This window comes from Chlamydiales bacterium, assembly GCA_031292375.1.
In the GTDB taxonomy this organism is placed as follows: Bacteria; Chlamydiota; Chlamydiia; order Chlamydiales; family VFKH01; genus JARLHF01.
Map to the genome: position 1 here is coordinate 31,331 of JARLHF010000020.1, position 13,998 is coordinate 45,328.

The 13,998-nt window shown below is 38.5% G+C and carries 12 protein-coding genes; 3 read left to right on the forward strand and 9 right to left on the reverse strand.

The features are described 5' to 3' along the window. Positions 1 to 6 precede the first annotated feature (6 nt). On the reverse strand, positions 7 to 906 hold the full coding sequence (locus P4L16_03260; protein MDR3624142.1) for a TerC family protein: 900 nt from the start codon (positions 904 to 906) through the stop codon (positions 7 to 9). Positions 907 to 1,020: 114 nt separating this feature from the next. Between P4L16_03260 and P4L16_03265 the strand changes: the two genes are divergently transcribed. Together P4L16_03265 and P4L16_03270 are read left to right on the forward strand one after the other, a co-directional pair. After that, a complete protein-coding gene (locus P4L16_03265) occupies positions 1,021 to 2,688 on the forward strand; it encodes an RNA polymerase sigma factor (GenBank protein ID MDR3624143.1) in 1,668 nt (555 codons plus the stop codon). Position 2,689: 1 nt separating this feature from the next. Further along, the gene (locus tag P4L16_03270; protein ID MDR3624144.1) at positions 2,690 to 4,924 is read left to right on the forward strand and encodes a helicase C-terminal domain-containing protein; all 2,235 of its coding nucleotides are present in this window, start codon (positions 2,690 to 2,692) and stop codon (positions 4,922 to 4,924) included. Here P4L16_03270 and proS read toward each other — a convergent pair. From proS to P4L16_03295, 5 genes are all read right to left on the reverse strand, one after another. Further along, entirely contained in the window at positions 4,911 to 6,434 is a 1,524-nt protein-coding gene (gene proS / locus P4L16_03275; GenBank protein MDR3624145.1) for a proline--tRNA ligase, read from the reverse strand. The genes P4L16_03270 and proS overlap by 14 nt on opposite strands. Before the next feature lie 122 nt (positions 6,435 to 6,556). Beyond that, positions 6,557 to 7,486, reverse strand: coding sequence for a HEAT repeat domain-containing protein (locus P4L16_03280; GenBank protein MDR3624146.1), 930 nt, complete (start codon positions 7,484 to 7,486; stop codon positions 6,557 to 6,559). Then, complete coding sequence (gene lipA / locus P4L16_03285) at positions 7,483 to 8,412, reverse strand: lipoyl synthase (GenBank protein ID MDR3624147.1); 930 nt, start codon at positions 8,410 to 8,412, stop codon at positions 7,483 to 7,485. Before lipA ends, P4L16_03280 begins: the two co-directional genes overlap by 4 nt. A gap of 6 nt (positions 8,413 to 8,418) precedes the next feature. Further along, on the reverse strand, positions 8,419 to 9,828 hold the full coding sequence (gene lpdA / locus P4L16_03290; protein MDR3624148.1) for a dihydrolipoyl dehydrogenase: 1,410 nt from the start codon (positions 9,826 to 9,828) through the stop codon (positions 8,419 to 8,421). Then, positions 9,806 to 10,498 carry a hypothetical protein gene (locus tag P4L16_03295; GenBank protein ID MDR3624149.1) on the reverse strand — a complete coding sequence of 231 codons (693 nt, stop codon included), beginning with the start codon at positions 10,496 to 10,498 and terminating at the stop codon, positions 9,806 to 9,808. Before P4L16_03295 ends, lpdA begins: the two co-directional genes overlap by 23 nt. 35 nt (positions 10,499 to 10,533) lie before the next feature. On the opposite strand from P4L16_03295, the gene P4L16_03300 reads away from it, so the two are divergent. Next, complete coding sequence (locus P4L16_03300; protein MDR3624150.1) at positions 10,534 to 10,938, forward strand: zinc ribbon domain-containing protein; 405 nt, start codon at positions 10,534 to 10,536, stop codon at positions 10,936 to 10,938. Positions 10,939 to 10,941: 3 nt separating this feature from the next. On the opposite strand, the gene P4L16_03305 is transcribed toward P4L16_03300, so the two are convergent. Genes P4L16_03305 through P4L16_03315 form a run of 3 tightly spaced genes read right to left on the reverse strand, consistent with a single transcriptional unit; the run spans position 10,942 to position 13,471 of the window. Beyond that, a complete protein-coding gene (locus P4L16_03305; GenBank protein MDR3624151.1) occupies positions 10,942 to 11,673 on the reverse strand; it encodes an ABC-2 family transporter protein in 732 nt (243 codons plus the stop codon). Positions 11,674 to 11,723: 50 nt separating this feature from the next. Then, on the reverse strand, positions 11,724 to 12,515 hold the full coding sequence (locus P4L16_03310) for an ABC-2 family transporter protein (protein ID MDR3624152.1): 792 nt from the start codon (positions 12,513 to 12,515) through the stop codon (positions 11,724 to 11,726). Continuing rightward, a complete protein-coding gene (locus tag P4L16_03315; protein ID MDR3624153.1) occupies positions 12,512 to 13,471 on the reverse strand; it encodes an ATP-binding cassette domain-containing protein in 960 nt (319 codons plus the stop codon). Before P4L16_03315 ends, P4L16_03310 begins: the two co-directional genes overlap by 4 nt. Between the last annotated feature and the right edge of the window lie 527 nt (positions 13,472 to 13,998).

Genomic DNA, 13,998 nt, shown 5'->3' on the forward strand with positions numbered 1-13,998 from the left:
AGTGTTTCATTTTTTAAATAGTAAGGAGGCTGTAACAGATAGACCCAAAATGGTGGTAATAACAAAAAGGGATGTAAGTGTAGGTATGGGATAAAAGTTGCTTAAAAGCATTTTTATGCCAACAAAAGAGAGGATCAATCCAATTCCATAGTGCAGGTAATGAAATAAGGGAAGAATATGTGCAAGAGCAAAGTAGAGAGCTCGTAAGCCGAGTATAGCAAGAATGTTTGAGGTATAGGCAAGAAAGGGATCTAGTGTGATTGCAAGAACTGCTGGTATAGAATCGAGTGCAAAAATTACATCCGTGGATTCAATCATGATAAGGACGATGAAAAGCGGTGTTGCAAGCCATTTTGCATTTTCTTTGATGAAAAACTTGTCGCCCACATATTCATTTGTAATGGGAATATACCTTCGTATAAACTTTAAAACGGGGTTTTTCTCAATATGGACTTCTTTATCTTTTTTAAAGAGGATTTTTATGCCAGCTAGTATAATAAAAATGGCTAATAGATAGAGAATAAAGTGAAAGTGTTGAATTAAACTAATGCCTGCAATGATAAACAGGGCCCTAGAAATAAGAGCCCCCAGAATTCCCCAAAATAAAATTTTATGCTTTAAGGATTCTGGAACTTTGAAGAAAGAAAAAATAACGATAAAAACGAAAATGTTGTCGATACTTAAAGATTTTTCAACTAAATAAGCTGTAAGAAAAGTGAGGGCTTGTTCTTTTCCCTGCCAAAGATAAATCCCAAGGCAAAAGAGCAAAGAGAGTGCGATCCAAAATAGCGTCCAATAGCACGCTTCTTTGATGCGCACTTCATGAGGTTTTTTATGAAACACATTCAAGTCTAATACAAGAAGAGCGATAACAGCTATATTGAAGATAATGAGTTCTGTCCACATCAGTTGCTTATGATCCCTTGACAAAAAGTGTGTAATTAACAGAATATCATACCACCGTAGGTCTATACAAATTTAAAATCAACAGGGCTTATCCTTCTCAACTTTTAGGAAGAAATGAGTAAAGCAAATTTTAATCATTCTACAATCGACCCTCAAAATCAACAAAAAGTTGAAGAGCTTGTAGCCCTTGCCAAAGAGCAAGGCTACTTGACTTACGAGGAAATTAATGAAGTTCTGCCCATGTCCTTTGACTCCCCTGAGCAGATCGATCAAGTACTCATTTTCTTGAGCGGGATGGACATCCAAGTACTCAACCAAGTTGAAGTAGATCGTCAAAAAGAGCGCAAAAAAGAGGCTAAAGAGCTTGAAGGTATTGTAAGAAGGGCTGAGGGCACTCCAGACGATCCTGTTAGGATGTATTTGAAGGAGATGGGATCAGTGCCTCTTCTTTCTCGTGAAGAAGAAGTAGAAATTTCCAAACGTATCGAAAAAGCTCAGATTCAAATCGAACGTATCATTATGCGCTTTCGTTATTCCACAAGAGAAGCTATCTCTATTGGTACATTTTTGATACAAAGCAAAGAGCGCTTTGATAAGATCATTGCAGAAAAAGAACTTGAAGACAAACAAGAATTTTTAAAACTTCTTCCCAAATTAGGAATGCTTTTAAAAGAAGAAGATTCTGTATTGGAAGGGCTTCTTTCTACTCTTTTAAGCCAAAACCTTAAAAAGAGTGAAATTGTAAAAGTACAAGAAGATGTTGAAAAGTGTCGCATCCGTACTCAAGCCTATCTTCGACGGTTTTGCTTTAGGCACAACATTATCGAAGATTTTGGCGAAGTTATTTTAAGAGCCTATGATCGCTTTTTACAGCTTGAAAAAGAAATTCGTGATTTAACTCCAAGAGCTGAGAAAAATCGCTTTGCCGCAGCTAAGCTTATGGCTGCAAAAAGAAGGCTTTTAAAAAGAGAGCTTGCTGCAGGAAGGTCTTTGGATGACTTTAAGAAAGATGTGCGCATGCTTCAACGCTGGATGGACAAGAGCCAAGAAGCAAAAAGAGAGATGGTCGAGTCAAACCTTCGTCTTGTCATATCGATAGCAAAAAAATACACGAACAGAGGGCTTTCATTCTTAGACCTTATCCAAGAGGGTAATATGGGTCTTATGAAGGCTGTAGAGAAGTTTGAGTATAGAAGAGGATATAAGTTTTCTACTTATGCTACGTGGTGGATTCGTCAAGCAGTTACAAGAGCCATTGCTGATCAAGCAAGGACTATTCGCATTCCAGTGCACATGATTGAAACAATTAATAAGGTTTTAAGAGGCGCTAAAAAGCTCATGATGGAGACAGGAAGAGAGCCTTCTCCTGAAGAACTTGCAAATGAGCTTGGTATTACCGCTGAAAGGGTAAGAGAAATTTATAAGATTGCTCAGCATCCGATCTCTCTTCAAGCTGAAGTAGGTGATGGTGGTGAGAGTCAATTTGGCGATTTCTTAGAAGATACTGGTGTTGAATCACCTGCCGAGGCAACTGGCTACTCGATTTTAAAAGATAAGATAAATGAAGTTTTAACATCTCTTACAGATAGAGAGCGCACTGTATTGATTCAAAGGTTTGGATTGCTTGATGGTAAGCCAAAAACTCTTGAAGAAGTAGGTGTTGAGTTTAATGTAACAAGAGAGCGTATTCGTCAAATTGAAGCAAAAGCCCTTCGAAAGATGCGCCATCCTACGCGTTCTAAGCAATTAAAAGCATTTTTAGATTTGATCGAAGCTGAGTAGCATGAATGATTCTGAGGCTATAGAAGGGGGTAAGTCTTCCCTTTCTATAGATAAGCTAGCAACTCTTTCTATCTTACGCCCAGGTGGTGCGCTTAGTGCTCATATCAAAGGATATGAGGCAAGAAGCGCACAGGTAGAGATGATGGCTGATGTAATCGATGCTTACAATGAGCAGTCGATTGCACTAATTGAGGCGGGTACTGGGACTGGAAAAAGTGTTGCTTACTTGATGCCAGCGCTTGTGTGGGCTGCAAAGAATCAAGAACGCACAGTTGTTTCTACACATACAATTACTCTTCAAGAGCAGCTTCTTAATAAAGATATTCCCTTTCTTCTTGATGTTTTAAAATTAGATCTTAAGGTTGTTTTAGTAAAGGGTATGAATAATTATCTCTGTCTTAGAAAACTAGAAGATACTATTCAAGAAAAAGTTTTGCTTCCTATCGAAGAGCAAGAAGAAGTAGATAAATTAGCTCTCTGGAGAGAATCTTCTCATGGTGGGTCAAAGTCAGAACTTCCCTTTACAGTTTCTTCTGCGACCTGGGAGCATGTTTTAGCAGAGTCAGATGCTTGTAGTCATGCTGAGTGTCCTCATTACAAAGAATGTTATTTTTTTAAAGCGAGAAGGAATGCTTCGGATGCGCATGTTCTTGTTGTCAATCATCACCTATTATGTGCGGACTTATCTAGTCGAAAAGAGTCTATAGGACAGTTAGGAGGAGGGATTTTGCCTCCTTATGAGCATGTGGTAATCGATGAAGCACACCATCTTGAGGATGTAGCTACAGAGTATTTTGCAAGTCGCATTATTAAGTTTGATTTATTAAAGTTGTTGTCCAGATTGTCTTCTGATAAAAAAGGCCCTACAAGACAAAGTAAGCTGACTTTTTTATTAGAAAAGCTCCAAGAAGCATTTAGAAAAAATCATGAGCAAATTATATCTATTGTCAATCGAATAGAAATAGACCTTACTGCAGCAAAATTGGTGCTTTCACATTTAGTTCAAGATCTATTTCAAGCAGCTTATTATTTTTTTAATCATCTTGGAAGGAGCAAGAGTGAAGAAATAGGAGAAGTTAAGTGGCGTCTTTATCCTGAGCATTTAGAGCACGCATTTTGGTTGAGTGAAGTGCAGCCTAAGGCGCAAGCATTGGTTATAGATTTAAGGCGCTATATAGATACACTCATCCATTTGGAAAGTGATCTACACGCACTTAAAAATGATAAGCTAAATGAAAAAACAAAGAGCGTGCGTCTTGATATTCAAGGCATTGTATCTAGATTAAAAAAAGTTATGCTGGATTTAGAAAAATTTGTTTCTAAAGAGTTTTTTGAAAACCATGTAAAATGGATGGAAATGCGCAGCTTTAGATCTGTGACAAACATGTTTCTAGTAGGCGCAGATTTAAATATAGCAAAAGTGTTACAAGAAGCACTTTTTAACCCATTTTCTACGATCGTTCTTTGTAGTGCAACACTTACGACGAACAAATCTTTTCATTTTATTAAAAAGCGCTTAGGACTTATTGAAACAGATAAAAAAGTGATAGAAAAAGTATATGACTCGCCCTTCAATTATGCAGAGCAGGCGTTGTTAGTCATTCCTAAGGACGTTCCTTTTCCAAACGATAAGGATTTTGTTGAAAAGGCATCGGAAATCATTTGGAACGCATTGCAGGCAAGTCAAGGTCAAGCATTTATTCTTTTTACATCGTTTCAGATGCTGCAGAAGTGTCATGCTTGTCTTAAGGATAGGCTTGTGCAAGCGCGCTACCCCATCTTTGTTCAAGGAGAAGGGATGCGCAAAGCTATGTTAGATGATTTTAAAAAGACAAAGCACTCAGTTCTTTTTGGTACAGATTCTTTTTGGGAAGGCGTGGATGTCGTAGGAGATGCTCTTCGCTGTGTCATTATCATGAAATTGCCCTTCAAAGTGCCCAGTGAGCCGATCATTCAAGCAAGAAGTGAGATGATAGAAAAAGAAGGTGGAGATCCTTTTATGGATTATTCTGTGCCAAGTGCTATTGTAAAGTTTAAGCAGGGATTTGGAAGGCTTATACGTAATCGCAAAGATAGAGGCTGCGTTGTTTGTTTAGATGCGCGCCTTTTAAATAAAGCTTATGGCAAGCTTTTTTTGCAGAGCCTGCCTGCTTGTGCTACATGCTTTGAAGAGAGCTCTCTCATCCAAGAAAAAATGAAAGCCTTTTACTATAGAAAAAAGGCTAATAACTTTTAGCAAAGATAGCATCGAGTGTTGCAGGTTTGCCTGTCAAAATGCAAGTGCCTGTTGTACCGCTTTGTTTGATGGGTAAACAGCGAATAGAGAGCTTGTGTTCGTCGAGTAGCTTTTCACTTGCTTCATCTTTGCACCATTTTGCAAGAACAAATCCGCCATGAATTTCTGGGTTTTCCAGGTTTTTTGGTGTAAAGAAGCGTATGAGTTCTTCAAGAGTAGTAATATCGGTTTTAATGTTTGCATCCCTTAGTTGAAGGGCTTTTTGGAAGTAGTGATCTTGAATTTCTTGGAGTAATAAAGTTGCAGATTTTCCAATTTGATTGAAGGGTACAGAAGTCTTTTCTTTATGTGATTGATCGCGCCTTGCAACCATCATCGTTTGGGCTTCCAAGTCGCGAGGACCTACTTCTATGCGTAAAGGTACCCCCTTTTTTATCCATTCCCAATTTTTTTCACCACCGCGCTTATCACGTTTGTCGACAATAACGGAGAGAAATTCGCCATAAAATTTTTCTTTTCTAAGTTCACTGGCAATTCTTTCTGCATAAGCAAGGACAGCTTCTTCTAGTTCAGGTTTTGGCACAAAGGGTATGATGACAATTTGCTTGGATGCAATGCGTGGTGGAAGTCTGAGACCATTATCATCTCCATGACACATGATGAGAGCTCCAATTGTTCTGGTAGTCATTCCCCAGGATGTGGTGTAAGCATGTTGCATGCTTCCTTCTTTGTTGCTAAAGCGAATATTTGCAGCTTTTGCAAAGTTTTGGCCTAGATAGTGAGAGGTTCCTGCTTGAAGAGCTTTTCTATCTTGCATCATAGCTTCGACAGTGTAGGTGTTGAGAGCTCCTGGGAAACGCTCTCCTGGAGATTTCTCTCCGACAATCACGGGTATAGCAAGCACATCTTCTAAAAATGAGCGGTAAACTTCTAGCATGGTGAGTGTTTCGCAAATAGCCTCATCTTCATTTGCGTGTGCAGTGTGTCCTTCCTGCCATAAGAATTCAGTTGTGCGTAAGAAAATACGTGGACGCATCTCCCAGCGCACCACATTGGCCCATTGATTGATTAAAAGAGGTAAGTCTCGATAAGATTCAACCCAGCGAGAAAAAGACTCTCCAATAATTGTCTCAGACGTAGGGCGAACGATAAGGGGTTCTTCTAACTCCCCTGCTGGAATGAGTTTTCCATTTTTTTCTTCCAATCTGTGGTGTGTGATTATAGCACACTCTTTGGCAAATCCAGCAACATGAGAGGCTTCCTTTTCAAGGTAGCTTAAAGGGATAAAGAGTGGAAAATAAGCGTTTTGATGTCCTGTTTCTTTAATGCGTCTATCAAGTTCTTTTTGTATGTTTTCCCAGATGGCGTAACCCCAAGGCTTTATAACCATACAGCCACGTACGGGGGAGTTTTCTGCCATATCGGCATGTTTAATTATTTGTTGATACCATTCGGGGTAATTTTCATGGCGCTTGGGAGTAATTGCTGTTTGTTCGTCTTCTTTTGTCATTATACATCTCAATAATAAATGAGGCTATCATAACAACTAAAACGATTTATACACAAACAAGTTCTTATTTAACGCATGTTACGCAAGAGCCTATTTTAAAGTTTTTGCATAACAAACATGAGTTATTTAAGAAGAGTGTTGTCTTTCCAAGAGCGGATGATCATTTTCATCTCATAAGTTAAATCATCTGAGAAGATAGGATCGGAAGAGAGGTTTTTAAAGATAGTTCTTTCTTCTTGTGCCTTGAGCCCTTCACACATTAGGATAAGGTAGGTTGCAAGCTGTGGATGCGCTACAATTGAATGGGCTTGCAGCTGTTGTAGTGCTAGAGGGGCAATCTCTTCATCCTCTGAAAAATAGGTGAGAGCCATAGCAGCTTTTTCATTGTCAAGAGTAATAGGACGGGAAATAAGTGCTTGGATAAGAAAGTTTTTTGCAGAGGCTCCTATATTTTTAAGAGCTTCGAGTATAGCTTCTTCAATAAAGAACCCTTCCCTTCCAAGAGTTTCAAAAAGGGGGATGATGGCTGATTCATGACCGATTTTCCCAAGGGCAATTGCAGCAAGTTCTGGGCCATAGCCATATCCTGGGAAAAGAGGATCTAGGAATTCTTCTGTTGTCAGTAAATTAATAAGGCCAGGTAGCATGGAAGAACCCTCTTTTACTATGGCCGCAACTTCTTTTTCTGGAATTTCTTCTTCTGATAGGATAAGGTCTGCAATTAGTTTTAAATGGGAGTTTTCGCTTGTTTCTGTTTCATATAGATCTCTAAGTTGCTTGTATGCAGTTTTTGCTCTAGCAACGCTTTCTGCATCTTTTCCAGAGAGCAATAGAGGGCTTAAATTTTGCTGCCCTATCTCTTCTGCGTGGGCAAGATAGGAAATGCGCTCTAAAGGTATTTCTACAAGAGCTCCTTTTCCTTCTTGCGCATAGTAGTCGATCATAAATGAGAATTTACCACTAAAGTGAGCGTCTCTATGCATCAAGATGGTGCAATCGATGTCATCTGCTAAAGGATAGCTGTCAAATAAAATAGCGTTGTCGTCGTTCATGAGTTTTTAATTTTGTTGAAAAATTCAGATGCGTTGTAACTAGAGCGAACAAATGGTCCTGAATAGATATGAGGAATGCCTATTTGATGGCCATACTCTTCATAGTGTTTAAATTGTTCTGGTGTAACAAAAGATTTGACTAAAAGTTTTTTCTTGTCTGGTTGAAGGTATTGCCCGATTGTAACGATAGAGCAGCCTGCATGCTTTAAATCTAAAAGAGTTTCTTTTACCTGTTCCTCTGTCTCTCCAAGACCTACCATGATGCCAGATTTTACATGTATCGATGGATCTTTTATTTTAACATAGGAAAGAAGAGTAAGAGTTCTTTCATAACTTGCTTTATGGCGCACTCTTGGTGTTAATTCTTTTACAGTTTCAATGTTATGGTTGTAAATTTCTGGCTTTGCTTCAATTACAGTGTCAATAGCTGTATAGTTGAGAGAAAAATCGGATGTAAGAACTTCAATACTAGTATCAAGGCAGGTATTTCTTACTTCTTTCATGATAGCAACAAGATGGTGAGCTCCCCCATCTGGAAGATCATCTCTTGCAACCATTGTGATGACTACGTGTTTAAGGCCAAGTTCTTTTATAGAAAGAGCAATTCTTGTGGGCTCTTCTGGATCGAGTGGTTTGGGAGCCTTTGAAAAGTCAATATCGCAAAAGCCGCAATTTCTTGTGCACTCTTTACCCATAGCAAGAAAAGTAGCTGTCTTTTTTGACCAGCACTCAATTAAGTTAGGACATTTTGCTTCTTCGCAAACGGTATGAAGGCGGTGTTTTGTGAGTACGAGACCCGTTGTTGCAAGAGAGCCTCCCTTTGGCAGTTTTCTATGCAACCAAGAGGGAAATCTTCCAGGTCCAACGACACTTTCTTCTTCTTTTTTTTCTGTATGTGAGGGCAAAACATTTAATTTATGTTTCATAAGACTTTAAACCGAAGCCTTTTTTTGAGGTGGAAAATGAATAGGTGTTCCCGTTGCAATAAGAGCTGCTTCCAACCAGCTTTCTGCTGTTGTTGGATGCGCATGGATAGTTTCTGTAATGCTTTCGAGAGTAAGTTCATTTTGAATTGCAAGAACCATGGGAGCAATTAAAATAGATGCTTCATGACCTATGACTTGGGCACCTAAGATACGGCCTGTTTTCTCTTCAAAAACAAGTTGCGAAAATCCTTCTGTATGTATGCTTGCAATAGACTTTCCAAGTGCTTGGAAAGGAAATTTTGAAGAGTTTGCTTTAAAGCCCATTTCAATGGCTTTTTCAAGGGTAAGACCAACGGTTGCAATTTCTGGATTTGTAAAAATTACATTGGGAACCGCTTCATAATGCATTTCTGTTTTTTTCCCAATAGCATTTGCTGCAGCGACAATACCTTGATGAGAGGCTACGTGTGCAAGCATTACTTTTGCTGTAATATCGCCTATTGCAAATATATGCGGAACGCTTGTTTGCATATGTTTATTCACAGGAATGGCTCCATTATCTTCTACCATAACACCTGCCTTTTCAAGGCCGATACCATAAGTATTAAGGGATCTTCCAACGGCAACAAGGGCCATATCTGCGTGAATAGGCTCTTTAGAATCTAGCGTTACTGTAACACCCTCATGCGTGGTATCGATACCTTTGACAGTTACTTGCGTATGGAATTGAATCCCTTTTTTTGCAAATAGAGCGCTTAAATTACTTGCAACTGATTTGTCTTCTAGGGGTAAAAGGGATTGAAGAGCTTCTAATATAACAACTTCTACTCCAAGTTCTGCAAAAAGAGAGGCAAATTCACAGCCTATGACACCACCACCCACGATAACTAATTTTTTTGGTAGGGAAGTAAGTTCTAAAATAGAGGTGGAATCATGAATTTTTTTATGGTCAAAGGGAAAGGCTTTAATATTTTTAGGAGAAGATCCTGTTGCTATGATGATCTGTTCTGCTTCAATAATTTCATTATTTTGCCCGGATACTTTGATTTCGTGAGGAGAAATAAAGGAGCCTGTTCCCCTAATAATGGTTACTTTGTGAGAGGTAATAAGACCTTCTAGACTTTTTTTTATTTTTGCTACAATTTCATTTTTTCGTGCATTCATAGCCGCATAATCAAAAGTTATAGAGCCAACATGGATGCCAAATTTTTCTGCGTTGCGAACTTGATGAAGGACATCTGCACTTGCAAGAAGAGTTTTTGTTGGAATGCATCCCCAATTTAGGCAAGTACCTCCCACGTGTTCTTTTTCGATAAGTGCAACGGAAGCGCCACTTGCTGCTGCGCGGATAGCTGCAACGTAGCCGCCCGGACCACCACCAATGATTGCAACTTTAAATTTTCTTTTTGTCTCCACTGCTTTTTCCTCCATTGCCAGATGATTGAGCAGATGATACCATGTTTTTCTTCCTTCCTGCAAGCACACATTTAATGCCAAAATTTCCACGCTCTCGCCAGCCTATGTAAAAGTCAAAGAGTCTTCCATAATCAAGCCTTAGAGAAACAAAGGGTTTCCAGCTGTGAAAGCCTATGAAAAAGCTGGTGCTTTCTCCTGCAAAAACGGTATGCGCTTTTTTGTGGTATTTTAATAAATCGCACCCTTCTCTTGCGAGTTTGATGAGTGCAAATTCATCATTTTGTTTGTCTGCGCTGCCAATGACATAAAAGCAGAAGTTATGCATAGGGTTGCGCCACCACCATAAAAAGGCTCTTTTTGAGCAAATTTTTTCTTGAGTCCAATTTCCAGCAGAGGGTTTTTCTCCATAAATTCCATCATCATCGTTTCCAAAAAATGCCCATGTGAGCCATGTTCCAGGGTTGCGTATGTGATATCTATTTTTAGGAATGTATTTGTAAGCCCCATATTGGCAAGGAAGTTCTCCTTGGTGTACAGAAACTGTGCTTTTTATTTGAGGTACGCCTTGATTCTTATTATGGTTGCAATGATGGCAAGATGTAAGCAATAAGATCAAAGCGGTAAATATAAAATATTTGGATAGTTGCATGAAAATAAGAATTAAGTACATTATGTAATTTTAAGATTCGCTATATAGTAATACGCATGAACTCTAAAAGAAATAAAAAACTTTGCTGGAACTGTGAAGGTGAAATTGATAAAGATGCAATTCATTGTCTTTTTTGCGGTACAGAACTGATGGATCAGGAAAAAATAGCTTCTAAAGAGCCACCAGAACCACCATATCGACAAAAGCGCCCTCCTAAAAGTAAGGAAGAGGTAAAAGAAAAGGTGCAAGTTCTTCAAGAACCTATTCAAGAAGTTCAAAATGAAAGTACGTTTTCTTTTATTTTGTTGTTAATGGGCGCTGTATTTTTTGCATTCTCATTTTTTCTTTTATTTTTTGAGAACAAGGGTATTTTAACACTCTCTTGGAATGCAAGCTACTGGTTTGTCTATCTTATTATCTCGGCGCCACTTTTTTTCTTTGGCTGGAAAATATTAAAATAATATTTAATTCCCTGTAGATTTGTAGTGCCAAACACCCATTTTCCAAAACTGTAAAGATAAAAAAAGAAACAATACTCCAGCTAAAGGCGTACTTACCCCAAGCCAAAAGGGAAGAGTACCTTTGTGCAGCATTGTAGCAATAGGATAGTAGCCAACACAGGCCAGGGGTACTAGAAAAGTAAAAAACCATTGAAAGCCTTGCTTGTAGAGCGACATAGGGTATTGCCCAGACTCTACACTACCATATGTTAAAACATTCATGAGCTCTAAAGTTTCGATAGTCCAAAAGGATAGGGCTGCTTGTATGACAAAAAGTGCATAAAAAAAGATAACAGTTCCAAAAATTGCAAAAAGGATGATAAAAAAGGCAGTCCAAGGAAGCTCAAGAGTTATAAAACCCCAGCAAAGAACGGTTAGGCCCTGCAAGAGCCTTCCAAGACGCATGAGGTGTATTTCACGAGATGCAACTTGCAAGATAATACTACAAGGTCTTAAAAGTATACGATCAAATGTTCCTGCTCTTACCATTCTATGAAAGGTGTCAAAGCCCCTAGCTATACATTCAGCTATAGCAAAGCCTATGTGAATAGTTCCGTAGATGATGGCAACTTCTGCAAGAGTCCATCCTTGCACCATTTTAAAGCGATCAAATAACACCCATATCCCAGAAATCTCTATAAACGTAGAAATAAAAAGTGCAAAAGTGCTCATCAAAAAAGAAGCTCTATGCTGCATTTGCTCTTTTAATGCGATGTGGGCTAGTCTGAAATATAAAAGCATGAAATTTAGCCTCCGTGGATGACAAATTTTTTAAGAGCTCTTCTTGTTAAAAACTGGCCATAAAGAATGCAAATAAGTCCCCAGGCAATTTGTAGAAGGAGATATAAGGGAGCTTCTTCTAGGGAAATAACACCTGTATAGATACGAGAAGGTATGTCGATAAGGCAGCGAAAGGGTTGTAAGCTTAAAACAGGTTGCATCCAATTTGGAAAAAGAGGAAGTGGTACGAGCATGCCGGAGAAAAAAAAGGAAACATTTAAGAGAATACGCTGAACACCATCTCCTGAAAATGTCCAAAAAAGAGAAAGTAGAACAAGGGTTGTGATTGCTGCTGCAAGAATTAGGGATAAAATTAAAGAGAACAGAAATACGAAAAAAGCGAATAGTGAAACGGGTGGTAATAGATCGAAAAAAAGACTTGCTATAATAAAAACAGGAAGGGCCCTCAAGAGCGTTGGGGCTACTCGAATGGCGACTGATTTTGTATACCAAAGTAAATAGAGGTCCAAAGGGCGCAAAAGTTCATAAGCTACGTTGCCCGATCGAATTTGCTCTTCAGCATCCTTATCAAAATTCCAGGGAAGTAATTGTAAAAGAGCTTGAGATATCCATATAAAGGCGATCGCTTCTTGTTTCGAGAGGGGCTCATTTCCAGAGGCATTTTGATAAAAGGCCGTTAAAATCATGGTTTTAACAAGCCCCCAGAAAATTTGTGTACAGAGGCCTGCAAACGCAGCCATACGGTATTGAAAGAGTGTAGCCATCCTGCATTTGAGTATGGCTAGATACATTTTCATAAGTTGATATCTCGATAAAGCTTTGCAATCATTTCTTCAACAGGCAAGTTTTCTACATAAAGATCTGTGATATCATGATTTGAAGCGACTTCTTGAATTAACTTTGGGGTAGAAATTTGAGTGGGATCATAGCTAAGCCATACACGGTGTCCCTCTTGTTTTACAGCTTTTACATGTTTTGATTGAATGGAGTCGCAAGGTTTAGCAAGATCAACGATAAGATAGCGCTCTGGAGCCATTTTATTACGCAAAGAATCAATTGTGCCATCTAAAAAGATTTTGCCTTCATTTAAAACAATAACACGTTTGCAAAGAGCTTCAATGTCATCCATGTCATGGGTTGTTAAAATAACAGTAACATTCATTTCTTTGTTGAGATTCTGAATGCACTCACGAACTGCAAATTTACTGACGACATCTAGGCCAATTGTAGGCTCATCTAAAAAGAGAATTTTAGGTGAATGTAAAAGGGATGCTGCAATATCACAACGCATTCTTTGGCCAAGACTTAAAGTCCTTACAGGCACATGATAGAGTTTAGATAGCTCTAGTATGTCTGTAAGGTGTGAAAGTTTTTTCTTATATAGCGTATCTGGAATGCGGTAGATATGTTTTAGAAGGTTGAAAGATTCAATGACGGGTAAATCCCACCAAAGCTGTGTTCTTTGGCCAAAAACAACACCAATTTGAGCAACTGTTTCAATTCTATTTTTCCAAGGAATATGGCCCATGATGTATACATCACCACTTGTTGGAACAAGTATGCCAGACAAGATTTTAATTGTAGTGCTCTTACCAGCGCCGTTAGGACCAATATAACCTACAAGTTCACCCTCGTCGACATGAAAGGAGATGTGATCGAGTGCAGTTTTTGTAGTGTATTCTCTGGAAAATAGGCTCTTTATGCCTGTGCGCGCCCTTTTAAATTGCTGACATAAATTCGTGACAGTAATCATAAATTAAGAGAATCTCTTGAGAAATTGCAAGCAATTAAAGCATAATACTCCATTTTTTGCTAGCACAATTGTTACACAATTTTTGAGCATCATGTTATACACATCGTTAATGAAGAATTGTTTGTGTTATAGAATTCCACGCCCGACCCCCCCTGCACTAAAGCAAATCTAATTCAGCGTCTATATCAGCCAGACCAACATCCTTTTGTTCCATACTAAAAACTTTGGCCTGTTGCTTTATAATATCAACTACTTCATGAAAAGCCATAAGATAACTAATTTTATAACTAGCATCATCAGATCTTAACGACTTATCTTTGCTATGTTTTGCTTTCCTAGCTTTTTCTTTTAATAAACGTCAGCTCGATTTTTAACTAGGTTATTGTTAACAACTTAAGCTCTTGTTCATTAAAATTTAAAGCTGGTTTTTTGGGTTGTATATTAGGAATAGGAATGACTCTAACGAAAATAAATGAAACACGGAGCCACAGAGACACGGAGAGTGCTTTTATACATAACGATTTGTC

Excerpts from the sequence above, each read along its gene's own strand:
- P4L16_03260 (MDR3624142.1), bottom strand. The coding sequence starts at position 906 with ATGTGGACAGAACTCATTATCTTCAATATAGCTGTTATCGCTCTTCTT.
- P4L16_03265 (MDR3624143.1), top strand. The coding sequence starts at position 1,021 with ATGAGTAAAGCAAATTTTAATCATTCTACAATCGACCCTCAAAATCAA.
- P4L16_03270 (MDR3624144.1), top strand. The coding sequence starts at position 2,690 with ATGAATGATTCTGAGGCTATAGAAGGGGGTAAGTCTTCCCTTTCTATA.
- proS (MDR3624145.1), bottom strand. The coding sequence starts at position 6,434 with ATGACAAAAGAAGACGAACAAACAGCAATTACTCCCAAGCGCCATGAA.
- P4L16_03280 (MDR3624146.1), bottom strand. The coding sequence starts at position 7,486 with ATGAACGACGACAACGCTATTTTATTTGACAGCTATCCTTTAGCAGAT.
- lipA (MDR3624147.1), bottom strand. The coding sequence starts at position 8,412 with ATGAAACATAAATTAAATGTTTTGCCCTCACATACAGAAAAAAAAGAA.
- P4L16_03295 (MDR3624149.1), bottom strand. The coding sequence starts at position 10,498 with ATGTACTTAATTCTTATTTTCATGCAACTATCCAAATATTTTATATTT.
- P4L16_03300 (MDR3624150.1), top strand. The coding sequence starts at position 10,534 with ATGAACTCTAAAAGAAATAAAAAACTTTGCTGGAACTGTGAAGGTGAA.
- P4L16_03305 (MDR3624151.1), bottom strand. The coding sequence starts at position 11,673 with ATGCAGCATAGAGCTTCTTTTTTGATGAGCACTTTTGCACTTTTTATT.
- P4L16_03310 (MDR3624152.1), bottom strand. The coding sequence starts at position 12,515 with ATGAAAATGTATCTAGCCATACTCAAATGCAGGATGGCTACACTCTTT.
- P4L16_03315 (MDR3624153.1), bottom strand. The coding sequence starts at position 13,471 with ATGATTACTGTCACGAATTTATGTCAGCAATTTAAAAGGGCGCGCACA.